Source organism: Paenibacillus endophyticus (assembly GCF_014192395.1).
Classification (GTDB): Bacteria; Bacillota; Bacilli; order Paenibacillales; family Paenibacillaceae; genus Pristimantibacillus; species Pristimantibacillus endophyticus.
Window position 1 is genome coordinate 144,646 of sequence record NZ_JACHXW010000009.1, and the last position, 25,198, is coordinate 169,843.

Genomic DNA, 25,198 nt, shown 5'->3' on the forward strand with positions numbered 1-25,198 from the left:
CAGACTATCTCAGCGGAGGCGGATAATATGAAAAAGTGGAAAAAGGTATTGATTTGGGTTGTTTCAGTTATTGTTGTTTTGGGGATTGGTGGATTATTTGCAGCAAACTACGCAGTGAATAAGCTGATTGCTTCATTATCGGATAGTTTGGAGAATGAGATTATTAATGGGACTCTTAACGATACAGTAGATAGTACTGTGGATAATGACTTGCCCAAAACAGGAGCAACAGATGCTCCTACAACTGAGAAACCCAATGCAAATAGCGAAACCACAAGTGACCCGGAGAAGACTACTGACAACTCTAATGGTTCAACCACAAGCGAAGACACTGTGGATACAGATGACGATTATAAGGCGGAAGTAAGCATTGATAAAGCTAAAGAGGTCCAGGAAAAGATTACAGTTGGGGAAAAAGCTCAACTAACATCTGTTTTTTTAAAGGAATTAAGCATGTCTGATATTAAGGAATTACAAGCACTAGCAGGTGGAGGTTTAAGTAAAGAGGATAAGAAAAAGGCGCGTAGTCTTATTCTTGAGAAGCTTTCTCCTGAACAATATGATGAGCTGATTCAAATTGCTAAGAAGTATGGTATGAGCCAAGGTAAATCTTACGACGAGGTTGTAAAAGAAAAATAGCAATAGCATACATCTTTTCAACAGAGGGGGAATTACAATTGAAGGTGCGCAAAGCTATTATTCCGGCAGCAGGACTTGGAACAAGGTTCCTCCCAGCGACTAAGGCGATGCCTAAAGAAATGCTTCCAATTGTTGATAAACCAACTATTCAATACATAGTAGAAGAAGCAGTTGCATCAGGAATTGAAGATATTATTATTGTAACGGGTAAAGGGAAAAGAGCGATTGAAGATCATTTCGATAACTCTTTTGAATTAGAACAGAACCTATTGGAAAAAGGCAAGCTTGAGCTCTTAAATGAGGTTCAGAAATCTTCCAAAATGGTCGATATTCATTATATTCGACAAAAGGAAGCGAAAGGACTTGGACATGCGATATGGTGTGCAAGAAAATTTATTGGTAGTGAACCTTTTGCTGTTTTATTAGGCGATGATATTGTTCAAGCGGAGAAGCCTTGTTTAAAGCAAATGATTGAACAGTATGACATATACACATCCTCCATCATTGGGGTTCAGGCTGTTCCTGGAAATGAAGTGTCACGTTATGGCATTGTAGACGGTAGAGAAATTCATAACCGTCTCTTTAGTGTGAATAATTTGGTGGAGAAGCCTAAAAAGGAGGATGCTCCATCTAATATAGCGATTATGGGTCGGTACATATTGAGCCCTCGAATTTTTGAAATCCTTGAGAAACAAAGACCAGGTGCGGGCGGCGAAATTCAGTTGACGGATGCGATTGCGGAGTTAAACCGTACAGAAGCTGTTTTTGCTTATGATTTCGAAGGAACAAGGTATGATGTTGGGGAGAAGATTGGGTTTATTAAAACGCAGCTGGAGTTTGCTTTGCAGCGTGAGGATTTGAGGGACGAGCTTATGGAGTATCTTAAGCAGCTGCTCAATAAGGACGCATTGGTTAAAACGTAATTTTATTTTTAATGTTTGTAGGGAATTTTTGAATTCAAACAAAAATTTGATGTTCTCATAAACATTTTAAGCTTGTTTGCTATAAGGAGTGTAACTGGACATGTATATAAAGATAAAACGAATAATAGATATTATTCTTTCTTTAATAGGACTTATTATATTATCGCCGCTGTTTGTGATCCTTATTATAGCTATTAAATTTGACTCAAAGGGACCAGTGTTATTTAAACAAAAGCGTGTAGGAATTAATAAGACTCATTTTAATATTTTGAAGTTCCGAACAATGAGAACTGATACTCCTAAGGACACTCCAACTCATTTACTAGAAAATCCTTCACAGTATTTGACGAACACGGGAAGATTCTTGAGAATGACTTCTTTAGACGAGTTACCACAGATTTGGAATATTTTTATTGGACAAATGAGTATTGTTGGTCCAAGACCAGCACTTTGGAATCAGTATGATCTTATTGAAGAGAGAGATAAGTTTGATGCAAATGATTTACCTCCTGGTTTGACTGGTTGGGCGCAGATTAATGGAAGAGATGAACTTTCTATTGAGGCAAAAGCAAAATTGGATGGAGAATATGTTGAAAAAATAAGTTTTTGGATGGATGTAAGATGCTTTATGGGTACCATCATTAGTGTTGTCAAAAGTGACGGTGTTGTTGAAGGCGGGACTGGAACAAAAAAAGAAATTGCCTAGATTAAAGAAATGAGTTCTTCAGGAAATGTAAGTAGAATAGAGGTATAGATATGTTATTAGTTACTGGAATTACAGGCCATACCGGAAAGTATTTTTTAAAAGAACTTATGAATAATAACTATCAAGGCCCAATCCGATGTATTGTTAGAAATTCATCGAATACTTCTTTATTGGATGAGAGTGGTTTGAACATAGAAAAAGTTGTTGGGGACTTAAGCGACAACGCTTTTATTGAAAAAGCTATGAGTGGTGTTGAGACGGTAATGCATATCTATAATATTCACCACTCTCCAGTGATTGTACAAGCAGCAATAAGTAATCAAGTAAAAAGAGCGATACTGGTCCATACCACTGGAATATATTCAAATTTCAAGGATGCTTCTCAGGGATATAAAAAAGTCGAAAAGAGAGTTCTTGAATTAACTCAAAATAATGATTGCCAAACAAGTATTACAATTCTCAGACCAACTATGATATATGGAGATATGTGTGATAGCAATATGAGTAAGTTTATTAAGATGGTTGATAAGTTTAGAGTTATTCCAGTTATCAATAAAGGCGAAAACTTACTGCAACCTGTTAATGCAAGAGATTTAGGTAAGGCTTTTTTTAGTGTGTTAATATCTCCGATAGAGACGGCTGGGAAGGCTTATGACCTTTCAGGTGATCAACCAATAAAGATGATTGATGTTTTTAACAAAATAAGTAGGGAATTAAACAAGAGGACTTTTTACATTAGTGTTCCTTTAAATATAGGTGTATTTATATCGAAATTCATTAAAACATTTACGCTAGGAAAAATTAATTACATTGAAAAAATTCAAAGAATGGGAGAAAACAGGAGTTATCGGCATGATGAAGCAACTATTGATTTCGGATATAAACCGATTTCCTTTGAAGAAGGGATACGAAGAGAGGTTGAGGAATATTTGGGGGAAAGTAAAATAAAATGAAAAAAATACTAATACTAGCCAATCATTTTATTACTATCTATGCTTTTAGAAAAGAATTGGTTAAAGAATTGCTACAACAAAACAATAAAGTAATTCTTGCACTACCAACATCAGAGGATAACAAATATTTTGCAGATATGGGATGTGAAATAATTGAGACACCTCTTGACAGAAGAGGCACAAATCCATTCTCCGATATTAAGCTATTATTTCAATATGTAAAGATAATTAGGGATATGAAACCAGATATAGTTCTCACCTATACTATAAAGCCCAACACGTATGGGGGAATAGCAGCGAGAATATGTGGAGTAAAGACAATACACACTGTAACAGGTTTAGGGTCAGTTTACATTCAAGATATGTGGCAAAAAAATATAGCGGTCTTTCTTAATAGAATAGCTTTTAAATTAGCATCAAAAGTAGTTTTTCTAAATGAAGATAATAAAGAATTTTATAAACAAATAAAAATTATCTCGACTAAACACGATACTATGATTGTACCAGGTTCTGGTGTTAATTTAGATAATTTTAAATATGAGATACAACAAAGTAGTGAAAGGATTACTTTTACTTTTGTCGGTAGAATACTTAAAGATAAAGGAATTGAAGAGTACTTATTAGCTGCTAAAGAACTGGTTTCAAAGTATAACTATGTTGATTTCGAAGTAGTTGGATTTGTTGATGAAGAGAAGTATATCGAACTTCTCGATAAATATGAAAAAGAAGGAATTATCAAGTACTTTGGAAAAAGAAACGATATTCCTAGTATTATGAAAAAGTCGAGCTGTATTGTATTACCATCTTATGGGGAAGGCCGAGGTACAGTTCTTCAAGAAGGAGCTGCGGTTGGGAGACCATTAATAACTTGTAACACTTACGGATGTAAGGAAAATGTGGAAGAAGGATATAACGGTTTTTTATGTAAAGTGGCTGATACGGAATCCCTTAAGAATACTATGATGAAATTTATTAGTTTATCAAAAGAAGAAAAGGAATTGATGGGGAAAAGAAGCCGTGAAAAGGCGGAAACAGAGTTTGATCGAAAGCTTGTTACAAGAGCTTATACAAAGGAAATAATAAGAATAGTAAAAGGTAAGGAATGAGGAAATAAGTTTATATGAGTCGGGCATTGATCCTACCAATGTAGTGGGAAATGAAGAAATAAAAATTCCACGGTAGACTTTACATCAGATGAGATGAGGCTTAAAGAAGCTCAGTTTCATATTGTAGCTGTACCTACTCCAATCAATTCTGATAAAATCCCAGACCTTGCTCCGGTTGAAGGTGCCAGTTCGATCATTTGACGTAACCTTACAAGGGGTTAAATTGTTGTATATGAATCGTTTATCCAGGTGCTACAGAAGTTTCTGAAAGAGAGTTTGATAGAAAAATTGTTGTTAATGCTTGCATGAATCAAGTTGAAAAAATATGTAAAGGTAGGGAATAAGACTATGGAGTTATATCAAATGATTATTAATAGAGATGCTAAAGTAGCAGTAATAGGGTTGGGTTACGTTGGAATGCCACTAGCAGTTGCTTTTGCTAAAAAACTGGATGTAATAGGATTTGATTTAAACGAAAAGAAAATAGAATTATATAAATCTGGCATTGATCCAACGAATGAAGTAGGTAATGATGCTATCAGAGGGACTACGGTGGAGTTTACATCAGACGAAACTAAGCTAAGGGGAGCTAAATTTCATATAGTGGCTGTTCCTACTCCGATAAATACAGATAAAACACCAGATCTTGCACCGGTTGAAGGGGCTAGTGTTATTGTAGGCAGAAATTTGACCAAAGGTTCTATTGTAGTATTTGAATCTACTGTATATCCAGGTGTAACTGAGGATATTTGTATTCCTATACTTGAAAGAGAATCAGGATTAAAGTGTGGTATTGATTTTAAAGTAGGGTATTCTCCGGAACGCATTAATCCAGGTGATAAGATTCATACTCTTGAGAGCATAATCAAATTAGTATCGGGTATGGATGAAGCGAGTTTAGAAGAGATATCTAAAGTATACGAATTAGTAATAGAAGCTGGTGTTCATAGAGCTAGTTCTATAAAGGTGGCCGAAGCAGCAAAGGTTGTAGAAAATAGCCAACGAGACATAAACATTGCGTTTATGAATGAACTTGCTATGGTGTTTGATCGCATGGATATTAATACCAATGATGTTATTGAAGCAATGAATACTAAGTGGAATGCATTGGGTTTTTATCCAGGGCTTGTAGGTGGACATTGTATTGGTGTAGATCCATATTATTTCGTTTATGAGGCTGAAAGATTGGGTTACCATAGTCAGATAATACTGTCTGGAAGAAAGATCAACGATGGTATGGGATCATTTGTAGCCGATGCAATTATTAAAAAACTAATTCATGCAAACAAAGTAGTAAAGCAAGCTAAAGTCGTTATTTTAGGTGTAACCTTTAAGGAAAACTGTCCTGATATAAGAAATTCTAAAGTTGTAGATATAATTAAAAGGCTTAATGAGTACGGTATAAATCCAATTGTAGTAGATCCTCAAGCAGATAAATCGGATGCAAAACGAGAATATGGAATTGAACTAGCTGATCTTGAAGCTATTAATAACGCTGATTGTCTCGTATTCACAGTTGCCCACAAAGAGTTTAAGTATATGAGTAAGGAAAAGATTGATCAGATGTTTGGTGAATTTGAAAATAATCAAAAGATAATAATAGATGTGAAAAGTATACTAGAAAGTAAGGAAATAAGAAGTTATGGTTATAGCTACTGGAGTTTATAATATGTTATTAACATTATATAGACATGAAGCCTTAAGAGGTGTAAACATATGAACGTGCTTCAGATAGCAGTTGGTGTTAGTGGAAGTAAAGTTTATAATAAACTGTTTTCAGAGTTTAAGAAGCAAAATCTTCAATTCAAGGTATATGTACCACTACATCAAAACAAGAATATAAAAGATATAGATTTCAAAGAATTTCCATTTCCATATTATTCGAGTAGAGTTATAAAACCCTATGACAAAGTTGTCTATTACACTAAAATATGTAGAATGGTAAAGGACGTTGAGTTGAACTTTAATTTATCTGAAGTTTCTTTACTACATGCTCATAGTCTATTCAGTGATGGCGCAGTAGCATACGAATTATATAAAAAATATAATATTCCTTATATAGTAGCGGTGAGAAATACTGATGTAAATAAATATTTTAAATATGCATTTCATCTGCGGAAATATGCATTGAAAATTATGAGAAATGCAAAAAAAGTAATATTTATTTCTCCTTCTTATCAGAAATATGTTCTTGATAAATATGTACCCAATATCGCAAAAAAGGAAATTATATTCAAAACTAAAGTGATTCCTAATGGTGTTGATGAATTTTGGCTGAATGAAACACTTGTTAGAAGAAATATAAATATAAAAAATCCTAGATTAATTTTTGTGGGTAGAATTGATAAGAATAAGAACTTAAAATCAGTATTGCAAGTTGTTCAGCTACTAAGAAATAAAGGCTTAGAAAGCACACTTGAAGTCGTAGGGGATGGTCCACTGCGTGATGAACTTCAAAAGGAGTGTGAAATTGACAATAATATAGTCTTTCATGGAGCTATTTATGATAAAGAAGTGCTAAGAGATATGTATTTTAATAGTGATATACTTGTAGTTCCTTCGTTTACGGAAACTTTTGGTTTGGTTTATCTTGAAGCAATGAGTTGTGGAATGCCTATAATATATACAAAAAATCAAGGGTTTGATGGTTTTTTTGAAGAAGGAAAAGTAGGTTATGCAGTAGATCCATACAATCCTAAGAATATGCTAAACGCTATAAATGAAATCATGGATAATTATGAAGATATTTCAGCGTACTGTTTTGAAGCTGTTAAAGCTTTTGAATGGGAAAATATAGCTAAGGACTATCTGGAGCTTTACTTCAATTAATATTTATTAGATATGGATCATAGATATTGAATTTAAATAGGTAATTTTGCGAGGTTATTATTAATGAATAAGCTACTCTGGTATTTAACTCTATCAGCTTCTGTATGGATTACCTACTTTGGTTCTATCTCAAGCTTTATTGGTGAGGTTTATCCGTTTCAAATATTTGTAGTAATAAATTTTTGTATGATAATCTTAAAAAAAGAAATTAAAGTCAACAAAATTATCGCAATTACATTATTGTTATTTATATTTATTCTAATATATGGATTTACATCTTTATATTGGGTGGATGATCAATCTGTAAGTGTGAAAAAGGCAGCACATTATCTTATTGGAATACTGTTTTTAATTCAATTCACAATAATTGTTAATAGATATTCGAAATTAAGACAGAGTATACATGTTTTTTCTGTGAATTTTTATTTAGTAATGTTGATTAGTATACTCGAAATTATTAGTGGTAACTACCACCACGCTACACACTTTATTCAGACAAATAATGTAAATTCTTTCGGTTATCATTTCCCTTTAGTAATGTTTAATAATACTAATGACCTAGCTGTATTCCTTTTTTTGTTTTTCCCAATTGCTCTGTATAATTTATTAGACTTAAAGAAATTCAAAAAAACAACAGTTTTCACTGTGTATCTTATAACGACATTTATAATTTATAATACTGAGAGTAGATTGGGAATTTTTTTGATTATATTATATGGGGTTTTGTTCCTTCTTTATAGTATGTTATATCACGTCAAAAATAGAAATTTGAAATTGTTCTTTCTTTTAATAAGTACTAGTTCGGTTGCTATTTTTTTAATATTTGAATCAACCTTCATTAATAATATTTTTGATGCTATTAAATATGATCCTAGAATTACGTTATTTAATATGGCTTTGGATTCATTTTCTAAAACATTTACTTTGGGTTTTGGCATTGGTGGTCTTTATAACATCACATCTATAAATATACATAATTATATTTTAGAAATATTTTTTGAATTTGGTTTATTAGTATTTGCTCTATATTTTTCATGGCTAGTTTATATATATACTAAACTGAATAAAGTTAAGAGTGTTATATATTCGGAAAATATATTAGTTTTTTATTTAAAACTAAATATATTACTTATACCAGTATGGGGAGGAATTTCATCTACTATGACAAGTAATCCGTTTATATGGATATTTTATGCTATAGTGGTACTATCTGCAAGTATTTTAAACGATACTGGAAAAAAGAGGTGAGAACTTTTGCTGGACTTTATATATAAGTCATTGTTTATTCTTTCGAAACATGGTAAAGAAGATACCTATATCTTTAAATATTTTCGAAAAGCTTCTAAGTTGTTGGTAAACATTATCTACCCGTTTTATTTTAGCTGGATAAAGAAAACGGGAATTGGAATAGAACCTGCAAGTAAAAATAATGTTATTATTTCTTTGACCTCTTTTCCTGCAAGAATTAATTATGTTTGGATATGTATTGAAACATTGTTAAGACAGGAGACAATGCCTAATAAAATTATATTATGGCTAGCAGACAGTCAGTTTACAGGTATAGATGATTTGCCTTCTAAGTTGCTTAAATTACAAAAAAGAGGATTAGAAATTCGTTTTTGTGAGGATTTACGGTCTCATAAAAAATATTATTATACAATGAAAGAGTACCCAAATTCTAACATACTGATTGTTGATGATGATATGTTTTACCCCAAAAATTTAGTAACTAGATTACTGGTATCGTCCAAGAAAAATCCTAATACGGTATGTTGTAATCGTGGACATGTTATGCAAGCTACTGAAGATAGTATTAGCCCTTATTCTAATTGGCTGAGGAAAACTGAAAAAAACGTTCCTAGCTACGAATTATGCCCAACTGGATGTGGTGGTGTTCTGTATCCACCAGGTTCATTAATTGAAGATGTTTTTGACAAGAGTGACATTATGAAATTATGCCTTAATGCGGATGATTTATGGTTAAAAGTAATGGGCTTACTTAACAAAACAAAGGCAATTAAAACAGATTCTAACATGATTGATTATTTTGATATAATTCAAACACAGCACGTAAAATTGACAAAATCAAATGTCGGAGAGAATATGAACGATATTCAATTGAATAATATATTAAGGAAATATCATATTAATTTTAAAGAGCTTTTCCGTAATTGAAAGCGTTTTTGAAACAACATTAATGTAGATTCTGAATACTATATTTGAATGGAGGCCCTTAATGAATAATTCTACGAATAAATTAAAAATTGGAGTTATTACATTTCATAGAGCAATTAATTATGGAGCAATATTGCAGGTATTTGCACTACAAGAAAAGTTAAAAGAACTCGGTACGGATCCTTATATATTAGATTACCGAAATAAAAAATTAGAGCAGCACCATAAAGAAATGAAGTTATTTGATAGTAAAGGAATTAAAGGTTTAATTGTATATATGTTAATGAAGAAAAACTACAATAAGAAATTTAATGCATTTAGAGATTTTTCTCGAAAATATATAAACACTAGTGAGCCTTATTATAGTCTCAAAGAATTAGAAAAAGCGGATAGCATTTATGATAAATATGTAACTGGTAGTGATCAAGTATGGAATTATGCTATAAGTAATCTTGATTCGGCATACTTTTTAAGTTTTACTAGCAATATTTCCAAAAAGAACTCTTACGCTGCGAGTTTCGGTGTAAAGAGTTTACCTGAAAAAGAAACTAAGGAATATTACAATCTATTAAAAGACTTTAATAATATTTTAGTTAGAGAAAAACAAGGAGCTAAGATAATAAATCAGTTATTTAACAAAAATGTTGATGTTGTTTTGGATCCAACTCTTCTAATTACTAAAGATAAATGGTTTGAACTTGCTAAGGATAACTTGAAATTTAAATATATACTAGTATACGCATTTGGTGGTTCGAAATATATTATGGAATTAGCTAAGAATTTATCCATGATGACAGGATATAAAATTATCGCTATTTCAAGTACTTATAGAAAAAGTAAAAATGTAAGATATATAAAAACGGCAGGACCTGAAGAATTTTTGGGATTGTTTAAAAATGCAGAATACATAGTGACAAACTCTTTTCATGGGACAGCGTTTTCTATTAATTTTAATAAACAATTTTTCACTGAACTTTTACCTAATTCTGTGGGTACAAATTCTAGAATGGAAGATATTTTAGATTTGTTTGATTTAAGGAATAGACAGATACTAAGTAGTGATTCTAGCGTGGCTAATTTTCCAATTGATTATAGTAAAGTAAATCAAATTTTGGAGATTGAACGTGAGAAATCAATCAATTTATTAAAGGATATATTATAAAAGTTTTTAAAGTGAAACTTTAGTATTCAAGAACTCTATGATTTAGTGAAAAGCAAACGGAAATCAACTACAGTAAATGTTGGTATGTTCATGTGGAATGTGGGGGAATAATGAGTAGGACAAAAAAGTTTGTTTACAATTCAGCCACAACAGCGCTTTATCAGATAATATTAATGGTTTCTGGTTTTATTACAGTTAGTGTAGTACTTAAGTCTTATGGTTCAGAAGTTAACGGTCTAGTATCATCAATAAATCAGTTTATTGTTTACTTTAAACTAGTAGAAGCAGGATTATCGAGTGCTGCAATATATGCTTTGTACAAACCTTTAGCGATTAATGATTATAAAGCAATAAATGAAGTAGTGGTTGCAGCAAAAAAAATATACACAAAATCTGGATATGTATTTTTATTATTAACGATAGGATTAGCTTTATTTTATCCGATGTTCTTAACTTCGGACTCTATAACTCCGTTAACTGTAGGGATACTGGTATTAATTCTAGGAGTCAATGGAGCCTTGGAGTTCTTCACTCTTGCAAAATATAGAGCATTACTTACTGCCGATCAAAAGACATATGTAATATCGATAGCTTCAATAATCTATGTAATAGCAAATACTTTCATTATTGTATTCTTAGCCAATCTAATGGTAAATATAATAACTTTGTGGTTAGTTTCATTAATATCTGTGATCTTACGAACATTGATATTATTGTATTATGTGAAGAAGAGATATAAATGGATTAATTACAAGGAAAAACCAAACTTTAATGCTCTAAATCAAAGATGGGACGCTCTATATTTACAAATTTTAGGCGCAATTCATGTTGGTTCGTCGATTGTAATATTGACAGTTATAACTAAAGACATGAAACTAGTAAGTATCTATTCAGTTTTTTATATGATTATTATTGGTTTAAACGGGATACTAAGCATATTTAAAACAGGGTTATTTGCATCGTTTGGTGATGTTATTGCTAAAGGTGAAGTTGAGATTTTACAAAAGGCTTATAAGGAGTTTGAATATTTTTATTACAGCTTAATAGCAATAGTATTTTCCATTTCATTTGTAATGATACTACCATTTATCAGAATATTTACGAAGAATGTCACGGATATAAACTATGATCTTCCCTTAATTGGTGTTTTATTTGTTCTAAACGGACTTTTATACAATATTAAAACTCCTCAAGGTATGCTTGTTATTTCAGCAGGTCTTTTTAAAGAAACTAAATTACAAACGACGATTCAAGGTGCAGTAGTTATAATAGTTGGAATCATTCTAACACCTACATTAGGTATTGTAGGAGTGTTAATTGCTTCTATTATTTCTAACATATATAGGAGCGTTGATTTGCTATTTTTTATTCCTAAAAAGGTTACTAAATTACCTGTCAAAGACACTTTGTACAGGATGATTAGGGCCATTATTTCTGTTGTAGTTATTTGGGCACCTTTTTGGTTTATAAATATTAATCCAACAAATTATGTTTCATGGTTTGCTTATGCTTCTGCTATTGGGACGTATGCTTTATTTGTAGTTGTTGTAATGGGGTATATGTATGAACGAGAAAACTTGTTAAGTACAGTTGAAAGAATATTTAAGATGGTAAAAAGGTAAAAATAGTATTAGGAATAGGATGATTAAAGTGCTAAATAGAATCAAGGGAAAAATGCCTAATTGGTTATTTATAGTAATTAAAGCAATGCGTGATTTGCCTAAAATTATTAATAATTATATATATGATATCAAAAGATACATTAAATATTCATCATCAGTTGCTGATAATAAGAGATTGAAGCTAGAAGCGCAAATAACTGCAAAATATCATGTAATAGAAAAGGGACTGAGTATGCCCGAACCAAGAGTTGGGTTCGGAAAAGACAGAGTAAATCGACTTATATTTTTGTTAGATAGATATATTTGTAAAGGATATTGTGTAGAGACTACACAAATCCAGGCAGCGATTCAAGTTCTAGACAAGTACTTTGAATTTAATAGGAGTGCTACGGATAATTACACTTTAGGAATGGTCCAAAGGGCAAATAACCTATTCAAAGATATAAAACTTAATAATCACATTGGTGGAACGTTATTAATGGATAAAGATGCATATTTAGCTAAAACACAAATTAACTTTAAAGAGTTTGCATATGGCAGAAGTAGTGTTAGAAACTTTACTGAAGTAAATGTAGATATAGATTTATTATTAGAATCTATTAAGATTGCACAAAAGACACCATCAGTTTGCAACAGGCAATCATCAAGAGTTTATCTTATTAAAGATAAGGATAAAATAAAAGAGGCATTATCATTACAAAACGGTAATAGAGGCTTTGGACATCTAATCAATAAAGTATTAATAGTAACTTCTGATTTAAATGCTTTTAAAGGATTGATAGAAAGAAACCAGTCGTTTATTGATGGTGGAATGTATTCTATGTCTTTACTTTATGCTCTTCATTATCATGGATTAGGTGCATGTGCTTTGAACTGGGCAGTAGAAAAAGGAAAGGATAGCAAATTAAGAAATGCATTAAATATAAAAGAAAATGAAAATATCATAATGATGATTGGTGTTGGTCACTTGCCAAGTAGTTTTAGTGTTCCTATATCAAAAAGAAAAGATCTTAACGAAGTCATTACCATAATTTAAAAGTAACACATCACCAAAGTACTCGGATATAACCTATCGTGGCACTTCGAAGATGGAATTAGTAAGTTTATTGAATGGTATCAATCTTCAACTATTATCAAAGAAACAACACTTAGATAACTATTCTTATTTTAAACTTTCATTTCTATATATCAACTAGTAGATTTGTAAGCAAACCAGTAACAAAATAACCTCATATACCATACGAAATGGGCTATACTACTACTGAAACTGGTCACTTTTTTTGTAAAAGTACATTTATTTACTAGGACTTCCACTGAGCTATCCATTATTATTCTCCCATCATAGCTGGTTTATGGGGACTAGCGTAACCTTTGCTCAGTCGAAAACGTCATAAATGTAAGCTGATACCATATTCGTCTAGGCGTCAGCTTGTTTTTTATCCTAATCTATAAAGGAGAATCGTAGGTGGCTCTTGCTCGTGCAATCGCCCTTATGAAACCAAAACTATGAAAAATCGAAAAAGGTACCTTTTTATTTTAGCAGGAGCACTCATTATTATTGGAATCGTTATATATGGAAGCATGAGCTTGTTTTCCAAGTTGAATCAGGTAGAAGAGCTGAATGGGCAGTTGGATGAAACGGCTGAGGGAAATACAGGAGTCGTTTCCCCATCTCCATTATCGTCTCCCATATCCTCTCCCGCTGACCAACCAGAAGCGACTATGAATAATGAGCCAACGCAAACTCCAGAGATAGGCCCATCTACTCAACCCGAGAATATTGCTCCAACCCCATCTGCAACTTTGACACCAGGACCAACGTCTGATAACGTAGAGAAGGACGATAATTCCAAGGGTGAATCTACCAATTCGGAAGAAAAGTCCCGGAATAAGAAGAAGATTGATGCTTCGGTCACGGCCAAGCTGGGTAGTCTGAAATCTTCTTGCCAAGCAACAAGCAATAGTCTAGTGAAGCAGATCGCAGGTGAATTGAGCAGTAATAAGGATGCTACGCTTGCGGATATTCAGAGCAAATATCTGAGTAAGGTTTTTTCTGCTGAGTCAGATTGTGATGCCAAGTTTAATGAATTAATGAGCAATGCGAAGAGCGAGTATAAGGCCGCCGACCTAGGGGATCAAGCCTTCCCTGATTGGAGCTCGCAATACGAGAGCGCGAAGGCCCAGGCCAGAGCCGATGCACTGGCTGTTATTGCTGACTCGATTAAGTAATCAGCTCTACGATTTCAAGGAGGATTTATGAAAAAGTCACCTGTATTATCTGTATTTCTAGCTATGATGATGGTTTCTTCTTTATGGGCGGCTTCTGCTTCTGCAGCGACAGCAATCAAGACCAAAACACAATCGGTTCAATTGAAGTTTGATGGAAAATCGTTAACACTCCCGGAAGGGCAATATGCATTTATTCATGAGGGGCGTACCTATGTACCTATCCGCTATATCTCCTATGCGCTTCAAAAGACTGTGAATTGGGATGGCGCGACGGCTTCAGTCTCGGAGCCAACAGAGAAGGAGCTTGCAGCGTTGAAAAAGCATCTTCAGACGGCAGCTTCAGGCACGCAAAAGCCCCAAACAAGCATTGAAATAACGATCCAGCCAGTACAGGCTAAGCTCGTATTCGATGGCAAGGCGGCGGTTCTGCCAGCCGGACAATCGCTCTATGGGTACAAAGGCTCGATCTATGCACCAATCCGATTCTTGTCAGAATCAGCAGGCTCCCAGATCGGTTATGATCCGGCTACAAAGACAGTTAGCGGCGAGTCAGCTGCTTATCGAGCTGAACAAGGGGGCGGCGGAATCATACTGCCTAGCAACGGCGGCGGCAGCACGGGCGGTTCTGGAAATTCAGGTGGTACTGGTCAACCAGTGAAGCCTTCCTATGAGCAGATAACAGCTGGTGCAGAATCGCAGCTTGCTTCACTTAAGAACAGCTGTCAAGCGACGCTGATGGACATCGGCATGCAATATTTGGCGGCGAGCGCAGCAGATCAACCTAAGATTAAGGAAAAAGGACTTCAAGAGGTTAATAATTGCTCCTCGAGGTTTGAATCGATTATGACAGATACGTCTGCGAAGCTTGCAGGAAATGGGTATAGCACAGATATTATTGCAACCTATCGTACCGCTTTCAATAAAGAGCTTGAGGCGGGAAGACAGATAGCGGAGAACATGGGTTAGAACGTATTATAAATCAGTGAGTGCAGGATCAGATACCGTGCTGCATCAATAGACCGTACTGGAGCCTAAAACTTCATTACGGTCTATTATTTGTTAGGCTGTATCGCTAGTAGATAAATGGCTGCTGTGGATCCAATTGTGAAGAAATTGTAAAAAATTTGCTAGTTTTATGAATAACCACTACCATAGTACTAAAATATGCATTACACTAGCATTAAGAACTATTCCAAAAACATACATAGGTGGGAAAGAAGAGGGCCGAAGGACATGTTTAATGGTTTTGCTGTTCTGAGCCAGGCTATGTAAATGAGGATTGCCGAGGAGATATTCATCGATATCGAGAATAATACGCTTCCTATGGGAGGGGTGCAGTACGATTAATCAACTTCATGATAAAGCAAAGCTGGAACAAGCAATTGAACGGCTGCGGCAGGAGATGGTCGATAAGTTGTTAATGAACCAATCCTACCAATCTGACGAAGTATTGGGGGCTAGTCAAGCACTGGATCGAATTCTTAATTGTTATGATTGTGTTCGTTATGGACGGGAGTGCGGGAGTGAAATATATTGTGCATATACAGACTATGTGGTGAATGCCTGACTTTTCTCATCGTAAGAGGACTGTTTGTCTGGATGGCTGGCTGCTATTCTTCTAGAGTTGTAGCAACAGATGTACAACTAAAATTAAGAATTCGCTTACATTACCTATTCATGGAATATATTGATTATTTGAAAAAACGTTTTCGTTTATTTGATTTGAATTTATACCAAAAATGACCGTTCTCATCCTTAAATATCCGTATGCCGAGAACTTTTAGTGGAGTGGATAGCTCGGTAAACATTAAATAGCTGGATATGAGAATCGCCTCGCTTCACTTCTTTTTATTATAATACCAAACTTTAGGCATATTGACTATACAAAAATAGGTCTTTTATACTGTTTTTTTATAAAATAAGTAATTTTGAAAAGGGTTTGCTATCAAATGATTTGACTTCATTCTAAACGGTCATCTGCCTTTGGCGAGTGTCCGTTTTTTTTGTATGCTGCTGATTCCTCACTCACCCTCGTATTTTGTTTCTATGAATTTTTTCAAGTATGATAGAAAGAGGAATTTGCAATGCGGGAGGTGCGTGCTGTTTGAATCAAACAAGTAGATGGGGAGCGGTTGCACTCTGGGGGATCGTACTGGCGGGATGGCTGGGCATGCTGTTCGTTTTTTCATCGCAAACCTATGAGGAGCAGAGCATCCAGCCTTTTTTAAGGAGTCATTTTAATTATCACCAGCTTATGAGATGGCTGCCGGACGTGACGATCCATTACCGAACGAGTGTCGTTAATTCACATGTGAATCCATATCGATTTATTGAGTTTCTGTTCCGCAAGGGTGCGCATTTGTTCGTATATGCAACGCTCTCGGCATTGCTGTTCATGTTTTTACGTACCTTAACCCGCGGACGCGTATGGGTATCCATCCTGCTCACGCTTCTTGCGGCAGTAGCCGTTCCGGCACTGGATGAGTGGAACCAACTAGGCTCTGATGAGAGAACGGGGAATGCGACAGACGTCGTGCTCGACTTTATGGGCGGCTGCGCAGGCTTGTTGGTCTGCTTAGGCTTGCTCGGAATCGTTAGGCTATGGAGAAGAAAAGGGAGGTCCAAGACGCGGTGACCAGCCTATCCGTACATGCTGAAGCATGTGGCGGTCATTGACCAAGCGCAGGCACGCAGAGCTGCCGTTCAAGCTGTTTATGCAGCTGGGCGGCGGCTATTTTTTGCGATGATAAAGGCTGTGCTTCGGAGTGGGATAGAGCTCGTCAGAAGACCGTCCTATTACCCTTTCATGAGTAGGATCAAAACAATGAAATAGTTGCGGACAAAGCGGCCTGCTATCCCTTATAATTGTTTTTGATCATTATAAAGATTCGGTAAATGTGGAGGAATCGCAGCGTGCAGCGCTATGAACAATTGGATTCACTTAGAGGGCTCGCGGCACTTGCCGTGATGATCGGACATTTCTTAATGGTGTTCACGCCTATTGTGCAGAACACTTCAGGGCTAGGGCTGCTTGACTACCCGTTGAACCTGTTGAAATACACCCCCTTGCACGCGATTTGGGGCGGCCACGAGGCCGTCATTATGTTTTTTCTGTTAAGCGGGTTTGTGCTTTCGCTTCCATTCTTCAGCAACCGTCAGCAGACCTACACGAAGTATGTGATTAAGCGGATTTGCCGCATCTATATCCCGTTTGTCATTGCACTGCTTATTGCGATTGCGATGAGGGAAGCCGTGTACGTGTCGAAGCTCACCGATCTGACAAGCTACTACAACAACCTTTGGGTCATCCCGCCGAACTGGTCCTCTTTTATTCATCACTTGCTCTTCGTAGGCAACTATAATACGACGCGGTACGATCCGATTCTATGGACACTTGTTCATGAAATGCGAATCTCGCTCTTATTTCCGTTCATTATGTTTGCTATCGTCAAAGGCGGCTGGAAGCTTGGACTTCCGCTGGCGCTGCTCTTATCTTACGGGGCCGAAATTTTGCTAGCCAACTTTGAGACGCGTTATATGACAAACTTTGTAGTCACACTGCACTATGCTTCCTTTTTTATTGTGGGAGCTTTGCTCGCAAAGTACCAGGGAGAGCTGAAGATGCTGTTCTTGCGGCTGAATGGCTGCTGGATGTCGCTGCTGCTCGTGATAGGGCTTTGCTGCTATTCCTTCAAATGGATCGGCTACGGCGAGGACTTCCACGATATGTTCATGCCGCATGGCGGCGATTGGATGACAGCGATTGGGGCATCGATCTTTATCGTAGCCGCGATTTCTTCTGTTCGCTTGTCGCGGCAGCTGCAGCGAAGGCCGCTGCTGTTTTTGGGCAAAATTTCGTACAGCCTATATCTGTATCATATGATTGTGCTGCTCTCGCTCGTACATCTGCTAGAAGGCAAGCTGGACACGCCGATTATCGTCGTCATTGCTTTTGTGGTTTCGTTCGGAGCTGGGGCGATGAGCTATTATTTGGTCGAGCTGCCTTCGATTCGGTTAGGAAAGCGGCTGACCAATTGGGGCAAGAAGCCGGCAGCTGGAACGGTGAGCCATGTTGAAGGTACTGCAGCAAGCATGTAAGACAGCAATTGAATGCCCAGGCTTTTGACAACGAGCAGCAGTAGTCGGGGGCTTGCATGAACTCGAATAAGAAGTTGGATCTTGTGCAATAAAGGGATGCGCCTGCATGCGATATGTGGATGCATCCCTTTTGTTAATAAATAAGAATGTATGTTTTCACCTATAAATGTGCTTATCTATCTACGCGAAACGACTGCTTTTGCCACAGAGGACGGCGACAGCCGTTTACGCTTATCCGTGCGAGAAGCGCTGCCGGTATTTGCGTGGAGAAATGCCTTCGTACTTGGCGAAGCAAGAGGCAAAGTAAGCTGCATGGTTGAAGCCAACCTCTTCGCCGATACGGGCGACGGCCAGGTCGGTTTGGAGCAGCAGCAGCTTCGCCCGCTCAATGCGAAAGCGCATCAAATAATCGAATGGGGCGCAGCCAAATTCTTTTTGCATGCATCTCGCGATATAGACAGGATGGAAGTTGATACTCTCGCCAAGCTCCTGAGCGGTTATGTTATCGCGGTAATGCTCCCGCAAGTAGGAGGCTGCTTGCTCTGCGCATAAGGCAGAGGGCGTAGGGCCTTGCGTTTCCATGGATGCGGACAAATGCTCGATGACCTCCTGGAACGCAAGCTGCTGCTTCCACTTGACGCTTGGGATATGGTCATTCATATTAAGCAGCACCAGCTGGTTGAGAAGGCTCTCCATCTTGGAGGGCTGGAGCAGCTTAGTGAATTGCGGCAGCTGCTTCGTGAAGGTTTGCGTCGTATAAAAACTAGAGGAAAGCACGCGCTCCTTCGCTTTTTCAATCAACTCTTTGGTTCCTACAACCCGTTCCTCCGCTATGGCTTCCTCCGACAAGCCCCATTGTCCGGTCGTCTGGAAATGTATCCAGTAATAAGAGGTTTGCTCTTGGCAGGCACGCGTAGCGTAATGATAGGCGTCAGGCCGGAGGATCAGAGCATGGCCGCCGCTTACTTCGTAGTGCTGCTCTTCTTCTCCGATATAGAGGCAGCCTCGCGTGACAACCAGCAGGTCGAACACTTCTATATTGCGTCTGCTGGGATGCTTGCGCCCTGCGGGTGCAAGGGTATACCCGCCGATGATGTAATGCGGAAGCGGCGGGATGGTCATATGAATAATAGGCACTGGTTTGCTGGCTCCCCTATTTCGAAGTTGGAATCGTTATAGTTTCGGTTGTAAAAGTGATACATCAGGCTCAGTATAGCATCTATAATTTGAAATGACGAATGATCAATTGACAACGGATTCGGCTCCCAGCAGGGAGCTCGTGCAGGAGGAAAGCATAATGGCTTTGACGGATAAAAAATTCTCGCTTTGGATGCTGGCATGGCCGATATTTATCGAGCTGTTTTTGCAATTTTTATTAGGGGCCGCGGATACGCTTATGGTAAGCCGTATCAGCGACGATGCGGTTGCTGTAGTCGGCTTCTCCAACCAGCTGTTCCAAGCGCTTACGACTTTGTTTATTACCGTAGCAAGCGGTGCAGGCATCCTTATCGCTCAGAAGATAGGCTCCCGCAATGGCGAGGATGCGCGTACGATCGCTATCATGGCCGTAACGGTAAGTGCGATTATAGGTATTGGGCTCAGCGTTCTGCTGTATTTGATTCCAGGGGAAATCGCCGCAATACTCCAGCTTCCGGAGCATTTGATCCCGCTTGCGGAGACTTATATTTCTATCGTTGGCGGCGGTATGGTTCTCATTGCCGTCATGTCGGCGCTCAGCACGTCGATTCGGAATACGGGCAATACGAAAGGACCGATGTACACGGCAATCGGGATGAATGTGGTTCATGTATTTTTCAACTATGCGTTCATCTTCGGCGCTTTCGGTTTCCCGAAATGGGGACTGATGGGCGTAGCCGTCTCCACCGTGCTCTGCCGATTGCTGGCTACCATCGTACTGTTCATCATGTTCCTCAGCTCCTTCGAGAGGACGATCAGCCTGCGCGACTTTTCGCTGTTCAATCGCAAGCTGTTCGGTGACATTATCCGTATTGGCTGGCCTCTTGGCGTCAATATGTCCTGCTGGGTGTTCACGCAGCTGCTGATCTTCACGTTTCTGGCGATGCTGGGCTCGAATGAGCTGGCAGCGAGAACGTATATGAACACACTCGAATCGTTCTGCTTTATGCTCGGCTATTCGATTGCGCTTGCGGTGCAAATCCAGATTGCCCATTTGTACGGTGCGGGAAGGGTAAAGGAGGCTTACGGTCTCGCTTTCCGGGCGATGTGGATCGGTCTCGGTGTCGTGACGGTCAATGCTTTCCTTATCTTCCTGTTCGGGAAGCAGCTGCTCGGCTTGTTCACTGACAATAAGGAGATCGTGGCGCTCGGCGTCTCGCTGCTTGGTATGAACCTGCTGCTGCAGCCGGGCAAAATGATTAATATGGCGCTCGGCAATGCGTTGAACGCGGTCGGGGATACGCGATATACGATGTGGACATCCGTTTTCTCGATGTGGCTGGTTGCGACGGCACTTGCTTATTATGTAGGCATTGCGCTTGGCTGGGGCTTGATCGGCATTTATGCATGCATGATACTGGATGAATACATCCGCGGCACCTTGTCGCTGCTTCGCTGGCGAGGCAAGAAATTTCTTCGCAAAGCGGAGTCACAGGAGATTGCTGCTATGGCGCTGCGGAAACAAACCGCGCTGGAAGCGTAAGAAAAGCGTATAATAGAAAAAAAGAAAACGGCGGCTTCGATAGTGAAGGCTGCTGTTTTTCATATTTACAGTAAGGGAGAGAGAAGCGGGTATGGCATCCATGGTCATGATGAATGAAAAAATACGTGCCTCCGAGGTCCATCTTACGGGCTTGCGCGGCGAGGATCTCGGTATTGTAACGCGCGATGAGGCGCTCGCGAAGGCGCGTGAGCTTAAGGTGGATCTCGTATGCACCTCGCTCATGAGCAGCCCCCCTCCGTGCAAGCTGGTCGCGAAGGGACAAGCCAAGCAGCAGGCGGGGCAAGAGAAACGCAGCGCGAAGGCCAAGGAGCAGCCTGCCAAGGTGAAAGAGCTGCGTTTGACCCCGCATATCGAAGAGCATGATTATGATACGAAGCTTCGTCAGGCGGCGAAGCTGCTCGGCTCCGGCAATGGCATCCAGCTAGTGGTGCGCATCCAGGGCAAGGAAGGTCCGAAGGCGAAGGAGCTGCTCGAGCGAATGGTGAAGGATTTGGCGGAGAACGGCAAGAAACAGTCAGGCATCCAAGTGAGCGGCAAGCAGGCAGCCGTTCAAGTATTGCCATTGTAGCCGATTAGCCGCTCTAGGGGGGAATAGAGCGAATCCATAGCTCTATTCTCTCAATCTCATTCTGGCAGTTCATGAACGCCAAAATATCATGTATGATTTTAGCAACAGATATATTTGTATGCGCTTTCTTTACAAGACTGGCATAACCGAATGAATCGTATCCATACATTAAGGTATTTGATGATGCTGATCGGGGAGGTTGTCGATTGAAGAAGACGATACATACAGGACCCATCAAGCTGCCAAGACTGCCGGATCCGAAGCTATGGGTAAGCAAGGCTCCCTTCGGGCTTGGCCGCATTAAGCCGCATCATATAAAGGATACGTTGAAGGTGGCCTGGGATAATCGGGACAGCTTGCCGTATGCCTACCGCATACTAACGCAGGGCGTCTGCGACGGCTGCGCGCTTGGCGTATCCGGGTTGTATGACCAGACGCTGGAAGGACCGCATGTATGCACGACAAGGCTAAACGTGCTGCGCCTGAACACGATGCCAGCGATCAAGCCGGCCATGCTGCACGCGGACATCGACGAGCTGCGGAAGCTGGACAGCGCACAGCTGCGCAAGCTTGGGAGGCTGCCGTACCCGCTCATTCGCAGCAAGGGAGAACGCAGCTTTCGCAGAATATCATGGGACGAGGCATTGGGACGCATCGCGGCGAAAGCGCGGGCGATCGATCCGAAGCAGATGGCCTTCTATTTAACCGCCAGAGGCATTACGAATGAATCCTATTATGTGGCGGGGAAGGCGGCTAGACTCATCGGTACGAATAATATCGATAATGCTTCCCGAATCTGTCATTCCCCTTCGAAGACGGCTATGAAGCGCTCCCTAGGCGTTGGGGCATCTACCTGCAATTACAAGGATTGGATTGGTACTGACATCCTGGTGTTCTGGGGCAGCGTCGCCGCGAATAATCAGCCGGTGTCGACGAAGTACATGTACGCAGCGAAGCGCAAGGGGACGAGAATTATCGTCATTAACCCCTACCGCGAGCCGGCAATGGAGGGCTACTGGATTCCATCGATACCGGAGTCGGCGCTGTTCGGTACGAAGCTGGCTGACGATTTCTATCAGGTGAACATCGGCGGAGACATCGCGTTTATGCATGGCGTTATGAAGAGCTGGTTCGAAATGGAGGAGGAGCAGCCGGGGGCGGCAATCGATCATGCTTTCGTGAACGCGCATACGAATGGGTATGAAGAGCTTCAGTCACATATTCGGAACCAGGATTGGGAGCTGCTGGAGCGATCTTCTGGGCTGACGCGCTCAAGGATGTGGGAGTTCGCTTTGCTGCTGGCAGAAGCGAAATCAGGAGTCTTCGTCTGGAGCATGGGGCTGACGCAGCATCGTTTCGGAACGGACAATATATCGCAGGTGGCGAATCTTGCGCTGCTGCGAGGCTTCCTTGGCAGAGAGCATTGCGGGCTGATGCCGATTCGCGGCCATAGCGGCGTGCAGGGTTCGGGAGAAATGGGTGCGGATCCCTTCAGTCTGCCGGGCGGCGAATTCAATGGCGACGATATTAAGCGGGTTGAGAAGCTCTGGGCCTTTAAGCTTCCAGAATGGCAGGGCGATATCGTAGGCGTATCGCTGGAGAACGCAATGCTGCCGGAGCGCCATGAACGAAAGCTGAAGCTGTTCTATACGTCAGGGGGTAATTTTGTCGAGACGATGCCCGATCCGCAGTTCGTAAGACGCTGCTTGGAAGCAGTCGATATGCGTGTACATCAGGATATTGTGCTTAATACCTCGACGCTGCTGGATGCGGAGGAGGAGGTCATCGTTCTCCCTGCGATGACAAGGTATGAGCAGCCGGGAGGCGGTACTTCAACATCGACGGAACGAATGGTCTATTATTCGCCGGAGATCGAGGGACCACGGATCGAGGAGGCGCGCGCGGAATGGCAAATATACGCGGAGCTGGCAGCGCGGATTCGCCCGGAGCGGGCAGAAGCAATGGTGTTTCGTGATGCGCATGCCGTTAGGAGGGAGATCGCCATGGCAGCGCCAGCCTATGATGGCGTCCAGAAGCTGGGCAAGCAAGGCGATGTGTTTCAATGGGGAGGCGCATGGCTGTGCGAGGGCGGTTATTGCAAAACCGCAGACGGACGAGGCCAGCTGCTGCCGATTGCACTCCCGGAGCTACGCATACCGGAAGGGCATTTCTATGCGACAACCAGGCGTGGGAAGCAATTCAATTCCATGATTTACGGAGAGAAGGACGCCTTCAATGCGGCGGGCCGCTACGATGTATTGATGAATGGAGAAGACCTAACGAGGCTTGCGATATCGGAAGGCGAAGCGATTGTCGTATACAATCGGAGCGGCAGCTTTCATGGACGAGCGAAGCGTGCGGATATAGCGGCAGGCAACATTGAGCTTTATTGGCCGGAGGGAAACAGCTTATTTGCCAAAGGCGTGTATGAGCCGCTTGCCGGCATCCCGGAATACAATGCGTCCGTTATTGTGGAGCGCGCGGACACTTACCATGCTTTTAAGGATACGAGATATATGGAGAAGCGGATCGCAGAGCTGGAGACGGAGCCGCCTAGTTAGGGAGATGCAGGCATGCAGCGGCAAGGAATCTCTTGCCGTACAGCCTTTTGGCAAAGACGTGTAGGGTGCGGGGAGGGGATGCTTATGGAGCTTTCGAATACGACGAAATGGCGCATACGGAGATACGATGGCACTGCGATTGTGGAGAGGGATGACGACATTGCCGCGGAATTTCCGCTCACCTTGAAGCTCGGCGGCGAAGAGTTCGCGACGCTGGTATGCTCGCCTACCAATCTGGAGGAGCTGGTTGTCGGTTTTCTCGCCTCCGAAGGCGTTATTCGCGAAGCGGGCCAGCTAAAGGCGCTCACCATTCATGAGGATAAAGGCTTTGCTTACGTAGAGCTTGCGCATGGGCTAACGATTAGCCGTGATCATTATGCCAAGCGTTTTATTGGCTCCTGCTGCGGGAAGAGCAGGCAGTTTTATTTCCACAATGACATGCTTACGGCCAAAACGATCATGACCCGCACCCGCATCTCGGCTGAGCAGTGCATCCGTTTCATGGAGGAGCTGCAGGCGAGCTCCGCGGAATTCCGCAGTACGGGCGGCGTCCATAACGCGGCGATCGGTACGCCATCCGGACTGCTTGCCGTCAGAACGGATATTGGCAGGCACAACGCGCTTGACAAGCTGTTCGGCTACTGCTTGATGCACCGCCTGCGCACCTCTGATAAGGTGATTGCCTTTAGCGGAAGATTATCTTCGGAAGCGGTGCTAAAGGCGGCTAAGATTGGCTGCGGCATCATGCTGAGCAAATCGGCACCGACTGATCTCGCCCTGCGCCTTGCCGAGGATCTCGGCATTACCTGCGTAGGTTTTATCAGGGGCGGAGAGATGAACGTGTATACGCATGCGGAGCGAATTGATTTCGGCGATGCATTGACACTATGGTAGTGATTGTATATCATTTTCTTGAAAATGATTAT

General features: G+C 40.3%; 22 protein-coding genes. 21 read left to right on the plus strand and 1 reads right to left on the minus strand.

All coding sequences use genetic code 11. From position 1 onward, the window contains the following. Window positions 1-27 precede the first annotated feature (27 nt). The 17 genes from FHS16_RS16395 to FHS16_RS16475 all read left to right on the plus strand — a co-directional run bounded on the left by FHS16_RS16395 (window position 28) and on the right by FHS16_RS16475 (window position 18,442). On the plus strand, window positions 28-639 hold the full coding sequence (locus FHS16_RS16395) for a hypothetical protein (RefSeq protein ID WP_183564568.1): 612 nt from the start codon (window positions 28-30) through the stop codon (window positions 637-639). Window positions 640-677: 38 nt separating this feature from the next. Then, the gene (galU, locus tag FHS16_RS16400) at window positions 678-1,562 is read left to right on the plus strand and encodes a UTP--glucose-1-phosphate uridylyltransferase GalU (RefSeq protein ID WP_183564571.1); all 885 of its coding nucleotides are present in this window, start codon (window positions 678-680) and stop codon (window positions 1,560-1,562) included. A 100-nt stretch (window positions 1,563-1,662) separates the two neighbouring features. Next, a complete protein-coding gene (locus FHS16_RS16405) occupies window positions 1,663-2,268 on the plus strand; it encodes a sugar transferase (protein ID WP_183564575.1) in 606 nt (201 codons plus the stop codon). A 50-nt stretch (window positions 2,269-2,318) separates the two neighbouring features. After that, entirely contained in the window at window positions 2,319-3,221 is a 903-nt protein-coding gene (locus FHS16_RS16410; protein WP_183564577.1) for an NAD(P)H-binding protein, read from the plus strand. Then, the gene (locus FHS16_RS16415; protein ID WP_183564580.1) at window positions 3,218-4,327 is read left to right on the plus strand and encodes a glycosyltransferase family 4 protein; all 1,110 of its coding nucleotides are present in this window, start codon (window positions 3,218-3,220) and stop codon (window positions 4,325-4,327) included. The genes FHS16_RS16410 and FHS16_RS16415 overlap by 4 nt, the downstream gene beginning before the upstream one ends. A 348-nt stretch (window positions 4,328-4,675) precedes the next feature. Continuing rightward, a complete protein-coding gene (locus FHS16_RS16420; RefSeq protein ID WP_183564584.1) occupies window positions 4,676-5,995 on the plus strand; it encodes a nucleotide sugar dehydrogenase in 1,320 nt (439 codons plus the stop codon). 48 nt (window positions 5,996-6,043) lie between these two features. Next, window positions 6,044-7,156 carry a glycosyltransferase family 4 protein gene (locus FHS16_RS16425; RefSeq protein ID WP_183564586.1) on the plus strand — a complete coding sequence of 371 codons (1,113 nt, stop codon included), beginning with the start codon at window positions 6,044-6,046 and terminating at the stop codon, window positions 7,154-7,156. Between the two features lie 63 nt (window positions 7,157-7,219). Next, window positions 7,220-8,404, plus strand: a complete 1,185-nt coding sequence (locus FHS16_RS16430) for an O-antigen ligase family protein (protein ID WP_183564589.1) — start codon at window positions 7,220-7,222, stop codon at window positions 8,402-8,404. A gap of 6 nt (window positions 8,405-8,410) precedes the next feature. Continuing rightward, the gene (locus FHS16_RS16435) at window positions 8,411-9,331 is read left to right on the plus strand and encodes a hypothetical protein (protein ID WP_183564592.1); all 921 of its coding nucleotides are present in this window, start codon (window positions 8,411-8,413) and stop codon (window positions 9,329-9,331) included. A 61-nt stretch (window positions 9,332-9,392) separates the two neighbouring features. After that, window positions 9,393-10,493 carry a polysaccharide pyruvyl transferase family protein gene (locus tag FHS16_RS16440; RefSeq protein ID WP_183564595.1) on the plus strand — a complete coding sequence of 367 codons (1,101 nt, stop codon included), beginning with the start codon at window positions 9,393-9,395 and terminating at the stop codon, window positions 10,491-10,493. A 110-nt stretch (window positions 10,494-10,603) separates the two neighbouring features. Beyond that, entirely contained in the window at window positions 10,604-12,115 is a 1,512-nt protein-coding gene (locus tag FHS16_RS16445) for a lipopolysaccharide biosynthesis protein (RefSeq protein WP_183564598.1), read from the plus strand. Between the two features lie 28 nt (window positions 12,116-12,143). After that, window positions 12,144-13,151 (plus strand): nitroreductase family protein, encoded by a 1,008-nt coding sequence (locus FHS16_RS32455; RefSeq protein WP_183564601.1) that lies wholly within the window; start codon window positions 12,144-12,146, stop codon window positions 13,149-13,151. A gap of 551 nt (window positions 13,152-13,702) precedes the next feature. Next, entirely contained in the window at window positions 13,703-14,344 is a 642-nt protein-coding gene (locus FHS16_RS16455) for a hypothetical protein (protein WP_183564604.1), read from the plus strand. A 27-nt stretch (window positions 14,345-14,371) separates the two neighbouring features. Continuing rightward, window positions 14,372-15,310, plus strand: a complete 939-nt coding sequence (locus tag FHS16_RS16460) for a copper amine oxidase N-terminal domain-containing protein (protein ID WP_183564607.1) — start codon at window positions 14,372-14,374, stop codon at window positions 15,308-15,310. Between the two features lie 313 nt (window positions 15,311-15,623). Then, the gene (locus tag FHS16_RS32635) at window positions 15,624-15,911 is read left to right on the plus strand and encodes an aspartyl-phosphate phosphatase Spo0E family protein (RefSeq protein ID WP_376769675.1); all 288 of its coding nucleotides are present in this window, start codon (window positions 15,624-15,626) and stop codon (window positions 15,909-15,911) included. Window positions 15,912-16,448: 537 nt separating this feature from the next. Next, entirely contained in the window at window positions 16,449-16,979 is a 531-nt protein-coding gene (locus FHS16_RS16470; protein WP_183564613.1) for a VanZ family protein, read from the plus strand. Between the two features lie 278 nt (window positions 16,980-17,257). Continuing rightward, window positions 17,258-18,442, plus strand: a complete 1,185-nt coding sequence (locus FHS16_RS16475; protein WP_183564616.1) for an acyltransferase family protein — start codon at window positions 17,258-17,260, stop codon at window positions 18,440-18,442. Between the two features lie 231 nt (window positions 18,443-18,673). Here the strand turns inward: FHS16_RS16475 and FHS16_RS16480 are convergent, their stop codons facing one another. Continuing rightward, window positions 18,674-19,579, minus strand: coding sequence for an AraC family transcriptional regulator (locus FHS16_RS16480; protein WP_312890940.1), 906 nt, complete (start codon window positions 19,577-19,579; stop codon window positions 18,674-18,676). A gap of 160 nt (window positions 19,580-19,739) precedes the next feature. Here FHS16_RS16480 and FHS16_RS16485 point away from each other — a divergent pair, with 160 nt between their 5' ends. From FHS16_RS16485 to fdhD, 4 genes are all read left to right on the plus strand, one after another. Then, window positions 19,740-21,122 carry an MATE family efflux transporter gene (locus FHS16_RS16485; RefSeq protein WP_183564619.1) on the plus strand — a complete coding sequence of 461 codons (1,383 nt, stop codon included), beginning with the start codon at window positions 19,740-19,742 and terminating at the stop codon, window positions 21,120-21,122. A gap of 100 nt (window positions 21,123-21,222) precedes the next feature. Next, a complete protein-coding gene (infC, locus tag FHS16_RS16490; RefSeq protein ID WP_183564861.1) occupies window positions 21,223-21,711 on the plus strand; it encodes a translation initiation factor IF-3 in 489 nt (162 codons plus the stop codon). Window positions 21,712-21,917: 206 nt separating this feature from the next. Then, window positions 21,918-24,272 (plus strand): FdhF/YdeP family oxidoreductase, encoded by a 2,355-nt coding sequence (locus tag FHS16_RS16495; RefSeq protein ID WP_183564622.1) that lies wholly within the window; start codon window positions 21,918-21,920, stop codon window positions 24,270-24,272. An 84-nt stretch (window positions 24,273-24,356) separates the two neighbouring features. Continuing rightward, a complete protein-coding gene (gene fdhD, locus FHS16_RS16500; protein WP_183564625.1) occupies window positions 24,357-25,166 on the plus strand; it encodes a formate dehydrogenase accessory sulfurtransferase FdhD in 810 nt (269 codons plus the stop codon). Window positions 25,167-25,198: the final 32 nt, after the last annotated feature.